The following is a 13192-nucleotide window of genomic DNA, read 5'->3' on the forward strand; positions in this document are numbered from 1 at the left end:
TCACCGGCAGTGGTGGAAACCCACGAATCTCGCTGTGCTACAGCGGAAACCGTGCCGCGAGCCCGAGCTACGGGCCCCAGGCCACGCCGACCCACAGACGAGATCCGTTCAATCACGCAGCGGACCCCGCCGCCCTTCACGGCACGCGAGGTGGTCCATGCCCATCCGAACCCCGTCGCCCACCGCAGCCCCGGCTGCGACCGCGACGATCCCCACGACCCCCACGGCCACGGCTCCGGCCGTCGCCACCGGTCCGGTGCACACCGCGACCGGCCGGACCGCGACCGGCAAGACCGTCCCGGCGCCCCGCACCGCCCGCCGGGGCCCCGGCGCCTACGACGACCTGATCCCCCTGCTCGACCGGCTCGCCGCCCTCCCCGAGGGCGACCCGCACCGGGCCCGGCTGCGTGAGGAGGTCATCCGCGGGTTCCGCCCGCTGGTGCGCAACCTGTCCCGGCGCTACGCCGCCCCCGGGCCCGCCGGGGAGGACGTCGAGCAGGCCGGGATGGTCGGCCTGGTCAAGGCCGTCGACCGCTACGACCCGGCGTCGGCCACCGGCGGTCCGCTCGGCTACCTGATCCCGAGCATCCGCGGTGAGATGAAGCGCCACCTGCGCGACCAGACCTGGTCGGTGCGGGTGCCGCGCGACCTGAAGGAGCTGGCGGTCGCGGTGCGCCGCAAGGCCGACGAGCAGGTGCAGGAGCTCGGCCGCGCGCCGCGCCCGTCCGAGCTGGCCCGCGAGCTCGACGTCACGACCGGCGAGGTCGTCGACGCCCTCGGCGCGCTGGACTCGCACCACGCCCGCTCGCTCGACGCCGTCCCCGGCCCGGGCGACGGCACCGACGACGGCGACGCCACCCTCGGCGAGCGCATCGGCGACGACGACCCCGGGCTGGACATGGCCGCGCACCGCTCGGAGATGCACGCGGTCATCCGCGACCTCCCCGAGCGGGAGCGGGCGATCCTGATGATGCGGTTCTTCGGCGACCACACCCAGTCCAGCATCGCCGCGGAGATGGGCATCTCGCAGATGCACGTCTCCCGGCTGCTCTCCCGCACCCTGGCCGGGCTGCGGGAGAAGCTCACCGCCACCGACGACTGAGGCGAGGGGCCGGGCCGGGGCGCCGGGTCAGGCCGTCGCCCCGGCCTCCTTGACCGGGTGCCTGCCCTCGGCGAACTCCTCCACCAGCTTGGCGCAGAACGCGTCCAGGTCGTGCGGGTTGCGGCTGGTGACCAGGGCCTCGTCGCAGACGACCTCCTCGTCGACGACGGTGGCGCCGGCGTTGCGCAGGTCGGTGCGGATGCTCGGGAACGACGTCAGCGTCCGGCCCGCGACGACGTCGGCCTCGATGAGCGTCCACGGGCCGTGGCAGATCGCGCCGATCGGCTTGCCGGCCGCGGCGAACGCCTGCACGAACGCGACGGCGTTGGCGTCGGCGCGCAGGGTGTCGGGGTTGATCGTGCCGCCGGGCAGGACGAGTGCGTCGTAGTTGCGCGACGAGACCTCGCCGACCGACTGGTCGACGTCGAAGATCTCGCCCTTGTCGATGTCGCCGTTCATGGCCTGGATGGGGTCGGTGCTCAGGGACACGACGTCCACCCGGGCACCGGCCTCGCGCAGGACGTCGCGCGGCTGGGTCAGCTCGACCTGCTCGACGCCGTTGGTGGCCAGGATCGCGACCGTGCGGCCCTCGAGTTCGTTCGCCACGTTCTTCTCCCGTCGTTCGTGGTGCCTGTCGTGCGTGATGACTGTCGTTCCGGGGCTTCCCGCTCCGGCGCGACCCATGCACGCACCCCGGGGCGGACGACCGGATCGCTCAGTCGACGGGCGCGGGCGGCGTGGCGACCGGGACGGTCGGCCCGGCGACGCCGGGGGCGCCGGTCGTGACGCGCAGGGCCGCCTCGGTGCAGGCGGCGGCGCGGACGGCGCCGGGCGCGTCCGGGCCGATCCGGTAGAGCTGCGGGCCGGGCAGCCGCGGGGACAGCAGGCGGGCGTCGTCGGTGACGGCGGCGAAGCCCTGCCCGCCCCACACCCAGACGGCGGCGTCGCCGGAGGTGCCCGCGCCACGGACCGGGGCGGTGATGTAGGTGAGCGCGCCGTCGGTGACGGCGTAGCGCTGCGGCGCCGGGCGGACACCGGCGCGCAGGCTCGCCGCGAGCGCGTCGAAGTCCGTGGGCCGGGCCGCAGGACACTGGCGCAGTGCCGCAACGGGATCGGTGGCCGCGAGGGTGCGGAACTCGGCCGTGGCGGTGTCCGGTGGCGGCTCGGAGTGCGCGGGCTCCGGATGCACCAGCGACCCGAGCCCGAACACCAGCGCGCCCAGCAGCGCACCGCCGGCGGCGAGGACGGCCACGCACCACGCCAGGGTCCGTAGGACGACCCCGGAACGGCTCATCGTTCCAACGTAGCCGCGTCCGGCATGATCCCGCCGGGTCGTTAACCGGATGGACCCCTGGCGCGCGGACCTACCGCCCGGCCAGGTGATCGTCGCTGTGATCATGGCCGTCGAGCTTGTGATCATGGCCGTGGCCGTGCTGGTGGCGGTGGTCGTGGCCTGCCGGGCGGGACGCGAGCGCGCCCGCGCGCCGATGGACCGCGCCGTCGCCGATCCGGCCGGTGCCGACGAGCAGGTCCTCCAGCGCGGCGAGCCAGCAGCCGTAGTAGGAGAAGGGCTCCCGGGCCTCGGCGATCCGGACGACGAGCCGGGCGCGGAACTCGTCCCAGGCGAGCACGCCTCCGTCGGCGAGCCCAACGGCCATCGCGAACGCTCGCCCCTCCCACGGCTCGGCGAACACCAGCTCGCCGTTGCTGCGCGGCGGCGCAGCCGGGCCGTCGACGTCGAGCACCGGGCGGCTCACGCGGGTGCCCCCGCCTCGGCGACGCCGACCATCGCGTCCCGCCCGACCAGCGCGGCGAGCTCCTCGACCGGCCACCCGTCGGTCCCGGCGGGGCGGCGTGGCAGGCACAGGTAGCGGACCTCGGCCGAGGAGTCCCACACTTCGATCCGCCGCTCCGGCGGCACCACCAGGCCCATCTCGGCGAGCACGGTGCGCGGCTCGCGCACCACCCGCGCCCGGTAGGCCGGGTCCTTGTACCAGCTCGGCGGCAGGCCCAGCACCGGCCACGGGTAGCAGGAGCACAGGGTGCAGACCACGACGTGGTGCACGTGCTCGGTCTGTTCCAGCACCACCATGTGCTCGCCCTGCGGCCCGGAGAACCCGAGCGAGGCGATCGCGGCGGTCCCGTCGCGCAGCAGCCAGTCGCGGTACTCCGGGTCGGTCCAGGCGGTGGCGACGACGGTGGCGCCGTTGCGCGGGCCGACGTCGCGCTCGTAGGTGCGGACGAACCCGTCCAGCACGGCCGGGTCGACCAGTCCGCGCTCGACGAGCAGCTCCTCCAGCGCCTCGGTGCGCAGCGCGGGGCCGGGCTGGTCGCTCACCGTTCCTCCAGGTAGCTCTCGAACAGGTCCGCGTGCACGGTCGTGGCCTCGGCGCCGGGTCCGAAGAGGTCGGTTCCGGTGAACCCGACGGTGTAGACGTGCTGCGGGTGCTCCCCCGCGAACACCGCGTTGGTGTCGGGCAGCACGTGCGGCGGCCGGACCGCGGTGATCACGCCCTGGCGCCCGGCCAGATAGCCGGGAAGCTTCGACGGACCGGCGGGCGGCTCCGGGTGCGTCCGCACCGGGTCACCGGCGGCGAACCGGGGCGCCCGGTCGAGCCGGCGCAGCGAGCCCGGTGCGGACGGTGTGTGGTCGGGCTTCGCCGGCGTCGGGTCGGGCGGCTCGGCGAGGTCGCCGTCCGGAACGGCGCTGTCGGGGGCGGCGAGCCGGCGGGCGCGGGCCTCGACGGCGCCGGGCGCGAGGATCGCGGAGTCGGTGAGCATCAGCTCGGCGGCGGCGAGCCAGCGGCCGTAGTAGCCGTCGTCGAGGTAGGCGTGCCGGTCGAGCCGGGACAGCGCGAGGCGGAACGCGTCGAGGTTGCGGCCCGACACCCGGCCCATCGTGACCAGGGTCAGCGCGAACGCCCGCTGCTCCCACCGCTCGTGGAACGGCGGCTCCGGCTCCACGTCCGACGGCCGCACCACCGGCCCCCACCCCGGCGCGCCACCGAGGTCGGCGACGGAGCGCTGCGCGGTCGGATCCATTGGGTCAGGACCCCAGCGCGAGCACGTTGCAGACGTCGCCGCGCGGGCCGGTCGCGGTGAGGCCGCGTTGCGAGCGGATGCGCTCGGCGAGGTACTCCGCGTCGTTGCCGACCCCGGAGAACCGGCCCGAGCCCCAGGTCCACTGCCAGGGCAGGCCCAGGAAGTAGAGCCCGGGGGCGCTCGTCGTGCCGCGGGAGTGGACGGGGCTGCCACGGCCGGTGAAGACCGGGACGTCGACCCAGGAGAAGTCCGGCCGGAACCCGATGCACCACACCACCGAGGTGATCGCGCCGCCCTCCAGCGGCAGCTCGCTGACCTCCTCCGACGGCTCCCAGACCGGGGTGTAGCGCTCCTCGGCCGGTGCGTCGATCCCGGCGCGCTCGATGTAGTCGTCGATCGTGGTCTTGATCGACTCCGACACCTCGTCGGCGTGGTCGAGCGAACCGCGCAGCGTCGGGGCGAGGTGCAGGACGCCGTCGCGGTGGTCGGTGAGCGCTCCGTAGAGGTACATGCCCTCGGCGGCGAAGCGGCGCAGGTCGATGTCGCGGCCGCCGTCGCGGCCGGTCACGTAGTGGTTGGCCTGTGCGCGCACCGCCTCCCGGCGCGGGTGCTCGGCGACGGTCATCCGGTAGTAGCCCATCTCGTCGAGCCAGTCGGTGACGTCGCGGCCGCGGTAGAAGCGGGCCACCCGCGGCGCGTTCCCGACGACGAGATGCACGGTGCGCCCCTCCAGGTGCAGGTCCTCCGCGATCTGCGCGCCGGACTGCCCGGACCCGACGACGAGCACCTCACCCGGCGGCAGCTGCGACCCGTTGCGGTAGTCCTGCGACTGCACCTGGGTGATCGACGGGTCGAGCGGCTCGGACAGCGGCGGGGTCAGCGGGGTGTGGTAGCCGCCGGTCGCGACGACGACCTGGTCGGCGGTGCACTCCCCCGCCGTCGTCGTGAGGTGGAAGGTGCCGCGGTCGTCGCGGGTGAGCCGGGTGACGGCGACCCCCTCCCGCAGCGGCGGGTCGACGAAGGAGCGGTAGGCCTCCAGGTAGTCGACGATCTCACTGCGCACCATGAACCCGTGCGGGTCGTCGCCGGCGTAGGGGAAGTCGGGCAGGTCGCACTGCCAGTTCGGCGTGACCAGGCAGAACGTGTCCCACCGGTACCGCTTCCAGGACGCGGCCACCTCGTCGCGCTCCAGCACGAGGTGGTCGATCCCGCGGCGGCCCAGGCAGCGGCTCATCGACAGCCCTGCCTGACCGCCGCCGATCACGATCACCGGGCGGTGCTGCCCGTCGAGATCGGCGGCGGGATCTCCGGTGGGTCGCTGGGCGAGCGTCGTCATCGTTCCTCCGAGCGGGAAGGCCGGCGTACGAGGGAATGCCGACGGTGCGCGCCGGATATTTCGGGACGGTTCCGTCCGGACTACCGCAGCATTTCCGGGAGTTACGAAACACAGTCGTCATGTCCGGGCCATTCGGAAGCATTCCCGTAGTCCGCACACAACGTTCCCGACATACGCCGCTGGTGTCGTTGGAGACAGCAGGACCCGAGGGGCGGCCGCATTCCACGGAATTCCACGACCGGGATTCCCACAGCCGTCCCATTCTCCCCCATGCACGCCGTTCCCGCGAAGGAGACCCCATGACCAGCGCCGAGCTGTCCGACGTCGAGAAGAAGAGCCTCGAGGAGATCCCGCACCCCGCGCTGCCCGAGGGGTCGAGCATCTACGGCGGCACCAAGGTCTTCCCCGACCTGCAGGCCGAGGACGGCGAAACGTACTTCACCCTGGTCCACGGCATCGCCCACGAGTCCTCGGTCAGCTTCGTCGCCGTCCTGCAGGCCACCCGCGCCCTGCGCAAGGGATTCGAGACGGCGATGTACTTCTACGGTCCCGGATCGCTGAACTGCCTGGCCACCCGCGGATTCCCGACGACCGGGACGTCGGCGTTCCCCGGTGAGCACAACATCAACGACCAGCTGAAGACCTTCATGGCCGAGGGCGGGAAGGTCTACTGCTGCCGCTTCGGCCTCTCGCTGCACGGCGCGCGCGAGGAGGACCTGATGGAGGGCGTCATCCCGACGCACCCGCTCGACGTGCAGGACGCGTTGATCTACTACGCCCGCAAGGGCGCGATCATCAACTCGACCTACCAGCTCTGAGGCACTCCCCCGCCTTCCCGCCGGGACGCGTTCCGTGCCGCGTCCCGGCGGGATCCCGGTCCGCCCGAGCACCCGTGGAGGTCAGCCCGCATGTCCCGTACGTCCACATCCGAGACCGCCGACCAGGCCCTGCGGGCCCGCGCCGAGATGGCCGTCCGCGGCGTCGCCCTCGACCCGGAGCCCGGGACCGTCACCGAGCTCGGCTCGGTCATCCCGCTGCGCCGCCCCGGCGGGGCGGGTCCATCGGCCGACGGGCACGTGCTCGTCGACGGGCACCGCACCACCGTCCCGATCGACGACACCTCCCCCTTCCGGCTGCGCGAGGGGCGCCTGGTCCGCCGCGAGCCCGGCGGCGGGGTGACCGACATGGGCGTCGCCGTCGACACCGTGGCCCGGCCGGCGTTCTACGACCTGTACACCGCCGACGGCGTCTCCTACGAGCAGATCGCCCGGCTGCACGGCGACGACGTGCTGGCCTCCACGGTCGTGCAGACCTGCGTGCGCTACGGCGAGGCCGACCGCTGCCGGTTCTGCGCGATCGAGCAGTCGCTGCGCTCCGGGGCGACGACCGCGGTGAAGACCCCCGCGCAGCTCGCGGAGGTCGCCGAGGCCGCCGTCCGGCTCGACGGGGTGCGCCAGATGGTGCTCACCACCGGCACCTCCAACGGCCGCGACCGCGGCGCCCGGCACCTCGCCCGGTGCGTGCGCGCGATCCGCGCCGCCGTGCCGGGCCTGCCGCTCCAGGTGCAGTGCGAGCCGCCCGCCCCCGACGACCTGGCCGCGCTCACCGCGCTGCGTGAGGCCGGTGCGGACGCGATCGGCATCCACGTCGAGTCCCTCGACGACGACGTCCGCCGCCGCTGGACGCCGGGCAAGGCCACGGTCCCGCTGTCCCAGTACCGGGCGGCGTGGGACGAGGCGGTGCGGGTGTTCGGCCCGAACGCGGTGTCGACGTACCTGATCGTCGGTCTCGGCGAGGATCCGGACGAGCTGGTCGCCGGGGCCGCGGAGCTGATCGCGCGCGGGGTGTACCCGTTCGTCGTCCCCTACCGCCCGATCCCGGGCACCCTCGCCGCCGCCGACGGCGTGCCCGCCCCCGACCCCGGGCTGCTCGCCGACGTGACCGCCCGGGTCGCCGCCGAGCTGCGCTCGTCCGGGATGCGCGGCGCCGACCAGGCCGCCGGCTGCGCGGCCTGCGGGGCGTGCAGCGCGCTGTCCGCGGCGGGAGGCTGAGATGACCGAGCTGACCACCGGGGCGTCCCGGTACCTCACCCCGGCGGCCCGCTGGGTCGCCGACGAGCTGCTCGGTGGGCGCCCGCGCGGCACCGCACCCGAGCTGACGATCACCGCGGTGGCCGCCGACGACACCGCCGACCCGCTGGTGCACGGCTACCGGGCGCTGCGCCGGGAGGTGTTCTGCCGCGAGCAGGGGCTGTTCGCCGACAGCGGAGCCGCCGATCTCGACGACCACGACGCCGACGACCGCGCCCTGGTGCTCGTCGCCCACGACCCCGGCGGCGCGCTGCTCGGCGGGGTCCGGCTCGGCCCGGCCCGCCCGGACGAGCCGGACGTCGGCTGGTGGGCCGGGAGCCGGCTGGTCGTCGCGCCCGGGGCGCGGGGCGGCGGCACAGCGCCCGGGGCGCGGGGCGGCGGCACAGCGCCCGGGGCGCGGGGCGGCGGCACAGCGCCCGGGGCGCGGCGCGGCGGCGCACACGTCGGCGCCGCACTCGTGCGGGCCGCGTGCGCCCGCGCCGAGGCCGCCGGGGCGCTGCGCTTCGACGCCGACGTGCAGGCCGCGAACGCCGTGCTGTTCGACCGGCTCGGCTGGACCCGGGTGCGGGAGACCGTCGTCGCCGGGGTGCCGCACGTGCGGATGCGGTGGCCGATCGGCCGGATCGCCGCGCTGGCGACGGCGACGAAGGCGCCGCTCGGGCCGCTGCTCGGCGCGCTCGGGCCGCCCGGTTTCGTCGGCGACGACGGTGCGCCCGTACCCGGGACCGACATGGTGGCCTGCTGCGACGCGATCGTGCCCGCGATGGTCGAGCGCGACCCGGAGTGGGCGGGCTGGGCCGGGGTGCTGGTCAACGTCAACGACCTGGCCGCGATGGGCGCCGCACCGGTCGGGCTGCTCGACGCGATCGGCGCGCGCGACGCGTCGTTCGCGCACCGGGTGCTGTCCGGGGTGCGGGCCGCCGCCGACGCGTGGGGTGTCCCGCTGCTCGGCGGGCACACCCAGCTCGACGTCCCGGCCGCGCTGTCACTGACCGCCCTCGGCCGGACGGCGCACCCGGTCCCGGCCGCGGGCGGACGGTCCGGGCACCGCGTCCGCCTCACCACCGACCTCGGCGGCGGCTGGCGCCCGGGCTACGGCGGCCGCCAGTGGGACTCGACGACGTCCCGGTCGCGCACCGAGCTGGCCGCGATGACCGGCGCGATCGGCCCGGCCGCGGCGCACCGTCCGGCCGCGGCCAAGGACGTGTCGATGGCCGGTCTCGCCGGCACCCTCGGCATGCTCGCCGAGGCGTCCGGGGTGGGCGCGGTGCTCGACGTCGCCGCCGTCCCGCGCCCGGACGGGGTGAGCACCGGGGACTGGCTGACCTGCTTCCCCGGGTTCGGCCTGCTCACCGCCGACGACGCGGGCGCACCCGCCCCGCAGGCGGGGCCCGCGGTGTCGGCGGAGGTCGGCGAGCTGCGCCCCGGTGGCGGGGTGCGGCTGCGCTGGCCGGACGGTGAGGAGACCGACGCCGTACCGGCGGGGGTCACGGGCATGGGGACCGGAACGGCAGGAGGAACACGGTGAGCGAGACGACGTTCGGGGCGGTCGCGCAGGGGTTCGTGCGGGACCTGGAGGAGGACTTCGCCCGGATCGGCGCGACGATCGCCGAGGCCCGCGAGCGGGGCGTGCAGCTGCTCGCGCTGCCCGAGGCCGCACTCGGCGGATACCTGTCGTCGCTGCACGGCGAACCCGACGACGTGCCGCCGCAGCTCGAGGTGGACGGCCCGGAGATCGCGCGGCTCGCCGCACTGGCCGGGGACATGGTCGTCACGGCGGGGTTCTGCGAGCGCGGTGACACCGATGGCCGCCCGTTCAACAGCTGCGTGGCCGTCACCGGGGACGGGGTGCTCGGCACGCACCGCAAGGTGCACCAGCCGCTCGCCGAGGACGCCAGCTACGCCGCCGGGGACCGGTTCACCGCGTTCGACACGCCGGTCGGCCGGATCGGCATGATGATCTGCTACGACAAGGCGTTCCCGGAGGCCGCCCGTGCGCTGGCGATGGACGGCGCGCGCACCGTGGTGTGCATGTCGGCGTGGCCGGCCTCGCGCACGAACCGGGCCCCGGTGCTCGCCGAGGACCGCTGGGCGCGGCGCTTCGACCTGCACGACCGGGCGCGGGCGCTGGAGAACCAGATCGTGTGGGTCTCGGCGAACCAGGCCGGTAGTTTCGGCGAGATGGAGCTGGTGGCGAGCGCGAAGATCGTCGATCCCGGTGGCGAGGTCCTGGCGACGACCGGGTCCGGGCCAGGGCTCGCCGTCGCCTCGATCGACGTCGACGAGGCCGTGGACGCGGCCCGGCGGTTCATGGGGCACCTGCGCGACCGGCGCCCGGCGGCGTACGGCCCCGCCGCGGCGGGGGTCTGAGCATGCGGCTGGCGGCGGCCGCCGCGAACTTCACCCGCGACGTGGCGTTCGACCTCGACCGGATCGGGGTGATCGTCGAGCACGCGAAGGAAGCGGGTGCGGCGGTGCTGGCGCTGCCCGACGGCGCGCTCGGCGGCTACGTGCACGACCTGCGCGGCCTCGACCCGGCCGACCCCGACGCGTTGCCGCCCGCCCTGGACCCGGACGGCGACGAGGTCCGGGCCGTGGTCCGGATGGCCGGTGACCTGGTCGTCTGCCTCGGGTTCTGCGAGGCGGGGTCCGAGCCGGGCACCCGCTACAACGCGGCGGTGTGCCTGTCCGGCGACGGCGTGCTGGGCCGGCACCGCAAGGTGCACCAGCCGGCCGGCGTCGCGGGGGTGTTCACCGCGGGCGAGGGGTTCACCGCGTTCGACACCCCGGCCGGCCGGATGGGCATGCTCATCGACCACGACAAGACGTTCCCGGAGTCGGCGCGCTCACTGGCCCTCGACGGCGCCGAGCTGATCGCCTGCCTGTCGGCGTGGCCGACGTCGCTGACCAACCGCGCCCCGCGGATGGCCGACGACCGGCAGGCCCGGCTGTTCGACCTCTACGACCAGGCCCGCGCCGCGGAGAACCAGGTGGTGTGGTTGTCGTCGAACCAGAGCGGGCGCAGCGGGGCGCTGCACTTCCTGGGCCGGGCCAAGGTCGTCGGGCCGGGCGGGGAGATCCTGGCGCGGACCTGGTCGAAGGGCGGCCTCGCCGTCGCCGACGTCGACCCCGGTGGCGTGATCGGCGCGGCCCGGGCGGTGCTGCACCACCTCAAGGAACGCCGCCCCGACCTCTACCAGGGCTGACGTGCGGATCCGGCTCTCGACCTACTCGACGAAGCCCCGCGGCGGCGTCGTGCACACGCTCGCGCTGGCCGAGGCGCTCGCCGCGGCCGGGCACGACGTGCAGGTGTGGTCGCTGGCCCGCGGCGGCGACACCGGATTCTTCCGGCCGGTCGCCCCGGCCGTCGGCGTGCACCTGGTGCCGGTCCCCGACATCGACGGCGAGAGCGTCGGCGCCCGGATCCTGCGCTCGATCGACCTGCTCGCCGGCGCGCTCGCCGGCGCCGGGGACGTCGACGTCCGGCACGCACAGGACTGCCTGTCCGCCAACGCCGAGGGCCGCGCGCACGGCTACGGCTCGCTGCTGCGCACCGTGCACCACCTCGACGACTTCAGCACCCCGGAGCTGGCCGCCTGCCACGAGCGGGCGCTGGTGTCCCCCGCGGCGCTGGTCTGCGTGTCCGGCGCCGTCGCCGCCGAGGTCCGGGCCGGGTGGGGCCGGGACGCGACGGTGATCGGCAACGGCGTCGACTCGGCCCGCTTCGCCGCCGCCGAGGCCGCCGGGGCCGGGTCGCCGTGGCGCGCCCGGTTCGGCCGCTACGTGCTGTCGGTCGGCGGGATCGAGCCGCGCAAGGGCACCCGCGACCTGGTGGAGGCGATGGCTGCGCTCCCGGGACTGCGGCTGGTGATCGGCGGCGGCGAGACGCTGTTCGACTACCGCGGCTACCGGGACGCGGTGCTGGAGCGGGCCGCGGAGCTGGGCGTCGAGCCGCAGATCCTCGGCCCCGTCCCCGACGACGAGCTGCCCGGCCTGATGGCCGGTGCGGCCGCGTTCGCGTTCCCCTCGACGAAGGAGGGCTTCGGGCTGGCCGCGATGGAGGCGCTGGCCGCCGGGGTGCCGCTCGTGACCCGGGACCTGCCGGTGCTGCGCGAGGTGTTCGGCGGGGCGGCCCGGTTCGCCGATGACCCGGCCGGGTTCGCCGCCGCGCTCGCCGACGCCGTCACCCGGCCGTCGCCGGAGCGCGCCGTCACCGGGAGGGGGCTGGCGGCCCGGCACTCCTGGACGACGGCCGCGGCCCGGCACGCCGAGCTGTACGCGGCCCTGTTCTGAGCGTTCTGAGCGCCCCGCTCACGCGGGCCGCACGCCCTGCTCACGCCGGCCGCAGCACCGCCGAGCCGAGCAGCCGGCAGGCCAGCAGCGCCACCTCGACGTCGAGCCGCTGCTCGGTGTTCGGCCGGCCCCGCACCTCCTCGGCGCGGCGCAGCCGGTACTGCACCGAGTTCTTGTGCAGGTGCAGCGCCGACGCCGCCGCGGCGAGGCTGCCGCCGGAGGCCAGGTAGGCGTACAGGGTGTCGCGCAGCCGGGCGTGCTGCTCGTCGTCGACCACGAGGTCGCCGAGCACGCCCGCGACCCACCCGGCCAGCAGCCCGGTGTCGGCGCCGAGCAGCGCCAGCGGGCCGAGCGAGGCCGCCGTCGTCACCGTGCTGCGGGCTCCCGGCGCCGCGGCGACGGCGACGGCCTGGGCCTGCCGGGCACGGCGGTGCGAGCGGGCGAACCCGTCGAGACCGTCCTCCGGGGTGCCGAGCGCGAGCCGGACCCCGGCGTCGCCGTCGAGCTCGGGGACCACATCGGACGGATGACCGGTGACCGGGTACCAGGCCCACAGCGTCGCGTCGTCCGGGGCGATCAGCAGCGGCGCCCCCGATGACCCCAGCTCCACGGCGACCGCGCCCGCCGCCCGTTCCAGCGCCCGGCCGGGGTCGCCCGCGGCGTCGTCGGCCCAGAGGACGGCGGCGACGTGGGTGCCCGAGACCGGCTGTCCCAGACCGCGTTCGACGTCGGAACGGGACCCGGCGCGGCCGTCGAGCAGGGCGTTGACGGTGGCCAGGCGGGTGGCGTCGCGGCGGCGCATCCAGGCGTCGCGCTCGGTCTGGTGGACCGCGACCATCTCCTCGGAGACCCGGTCGACGAACCCGAACGCCACCGACGACAGCTCCCGGGCGGCCTCGGCGACCGCGGCCGCGTCGACCGGCTCGCCAGCGATCCGGCGGATCAGCTCCCGCTGGAACGCGGCCTGCCCGAGGCGGTAGGCGCGCAGCAGCGTCGTCACCGGGACACCCTGCTGGGCCAGCCGCCGGGCCAGCTCGATACCGGCAGGCGGGACTGTCACCTCGCGGGGGTCGGTGCCGCCGGTGAGCACCACCAGCGCGGTGTCCAGCGACGCCCGCAGCGTCGCGACCAGCAGCTCCCGCACCCGCGGGTCGCGGCCCAGCTCCGGCAGCGTCGACTCGATCTCGGCGAGGACCTGCCCGGCGAGCGCCCCGACGTCGTCGCGGGCGGACCGCGCGACGTGCGCGAGCGTGTCGATCACCGGGGGCATTCGGGCACCGTACTGCGTGGACGGGCCCGCCCGGACCCCTGCGATCGGGTCCGGGCGGG

At 75.6% G+C, this 13192-nt stretch carries 14 protein-coding genes; 7 read left to right on the forward strand and 7 right to left on the reverse strand.

Features of this window, described 5'->3' with window-relative positions:
- Positions 1-157: 157 nt before the first annotated feature.
- Positions 158-1102 (forward strand): sigma-70 family RNA polymerase sigma factor, encoded by a 945-nt coding sequence (locus tag ACLE50_RS07780; protein ID WP_410942723.1) that lies wholly within the window; start codon positions 158-160, stop codon positions 1100-1102.
- Positions 1103-1129: 27 nt separating this feature from the next.
- Here the strand turns inward: ACLE50_RS07780 and ACLE50_RS07785 are convergent, their stop codons facing one another.
- The 6 genes from ACLE50_RS07785 to ACLE50_RS07810 form a co-directional block, all read right to left on the reverse strand.
- Positions 1130-1708 (reverse strand): type 1 glutamine amidotransferase domain-containing protein, encoded by a 579-nt coding sequence (locus ACLE50_RS07785; RefSeq protein WP_410942724.1) that lies wholly within the window; start codon positions 1706-1708, stop codon positions 1130-1132.
- A 109-nt stretch (positions 1709-1817) separates the two neighbouring features.
- Positions 1818-2396, reverse strand: coding sequence for a hypothetical protein (locus tag ACLE50_RS07790; RefSeq protein ID WP_410942725.1), 579 nt, complete (start codon positions 2394-2396; stop codon positions 1818-1820).
- Positions 2397-2466: 70 nt separating this feature from the next.
- Positions 2467-2859, reverse strand: a complete 393-nt coding sequence (locus ACLE50_RS07795; protein ID WP_410942726.1) for a nitrile hydratase accessory protein — start codon at positions 2857-2859, stop codon at positions 2467-2469.
- A complete protein-coding gene (nthA, locus tag ACLE50_RS07800; protein WP_410942727.1) occupies positions 2856-3440 on the reverse strand; it encodes a nitrile hydratase subunit alpha in 585 nt (194 codons plus the stop codon). The genes ACLE50_RS07795 and nthA overlap by 4 nt, the downstream gene beginning before the upstream one ends.
- Positions 3437-4144 carry an SH3-like domain-containing protein gene (locus tag ACLE50_RS07805; protein WP_410942728.1) on the reverse strand — a complete coding sequence of 236 codons (708 nt, stop codon included), beginning with the start codon at positions 4142-4144 and terminating at the stop codon, positions 3437-3439. Before ACLE50_RS07805 ends, nthA begins: the two co-directional genes overlap by 4 nt.
- A gap of 4 nt (positions 4145-4148) precedes the next feature.
- Positions 4149-5480 carry an MSMEG_0569 family flavin-dependent oxidoreductase gene (locus tag ACLE50_RS07810; RefSeq protein ID WP_410942729.1) on the reverse strand — a complete coding sequence of 444 codons (1332 nt, stop codon included), beginning with the start codon at positions 5478-5480 and terminating at the stop codon, positions 4149-4151.
- Between the two features lie 299 nt (positions 5481-5779).
- Here ACLE50_RS07810 and ACLE50_RS07815 point away from each other — a divergent pair, with 299 nt between their 5' ends.
- The 6 genes from ACLE50_RS07815 to ACLE50_RS07840 all read left to right on the forward strand — a co-directional run bounded on the left by ACLE50_RS07815 (position 5780) and on the right by ACLE50_RS07840 (position 11863).
- Positions 5780-6298: an MSMEG_0572/Sll0783 family nitrogen starvation response protein gene (locus ACLE50_RS07815; protein WP_410942730.1), complete on the forward strand. Its 519-nt coding sequence runs from the start codon at positions 5780-5782 to the stop codon at positions 6296-6298.
- Positions 6299-6388: 90 nt separating this feature from the next.
- Positions 6389-7531, forward strand: a complete 1143-nt coding sequence (locus tag ACLE50_RS07820; RefSeq protein WP_410942731.1) for an MSMEG_0568 family radical SAM protein — start codon at positions 6389-6391, stop codon at positions 7529-7531.
- A gap of 1 nt (position 7532) precedes the next feature.
- The gene (locus ACLE50_RS07825) at positions 7533-9098 is read left to right on the forward strand and encodes an MSMEG_0567/sll0787 family protein (protein ID WP_410942732.1); all 1566 of its coding nucleotides are present in this window, start codon (positions 7533-7535) and stop codon (positions 9096-9098) included.
- Entirely contained in the window at positions 9095-9940 is an 846-nt protein-coding gene (locus ACLE50_RS07830; RefSeq protein ID WP_410942733.1) for a carbon-nitrogen hydrolase family protein, read from the forward strand. The genes ACLE50_RS07825 and ACLE50_RS07830 overlap by 4 nt, the downstream gene beginning before the upstream one ends.
- 2 nt (positions 9941-9942) lie before the next feature.
- The gene (locus ACLE50_RS07835) at positions 9943-10776 is read left to right on the forward strand and encodes a carbon-nitrogen hydrolase family protein (RefSeq protein ID WP_410942734.1); all 834 of its coding nucleotides are present in this window, start codon (positions 9943-9945) and stop codon (positions 10774-10776) included.
- A 1-nt stretch (position 10777) separates the two neighbouring features.
- A complete protein-coding gene (locus ACLE50_RS07840; RefSeq protein ID WP_410942735.1) occupies positions 10778-11863 on the forward strand; it encodes an MSMEG_0565 family glycosyltransferase in 1086 nt (361 codons plus the stop codon).
- Positions 11864-11903: 40 nt separating this feature from the next.
- On the opposite strand, the gene ACLE50_RS07845 is transcribed toward ACLE50_RS07840, so the two are convergent.
- Positions 11904-13133 carry a PucR family transcriptional regulator gene (locus tag ACLE50_RS07845; protein WP_410942736.1) on the reverse strand — a complete coding sequence of 410 codons (1230 nt, stop codon included), beginning with the start codon at positions 13131-13133 and terminating at the stop codon, positions 11904-11906.
- Positions 13134-13192 lie beyond the last annotated feature (59 nt).

It is taken from the genome of Pseudonocardia phyllosphaerae, assembly GCF_046546475.1.
In the GTDB taxonomy this organism is placed as follows: domain Bacteria; phylum Actinomycetota; class Actinomycetes; order Mycobacteriales; family Pseudonocardiaceae; genus Pseudonocardia; species Pseudonocardia phyllosphaerae.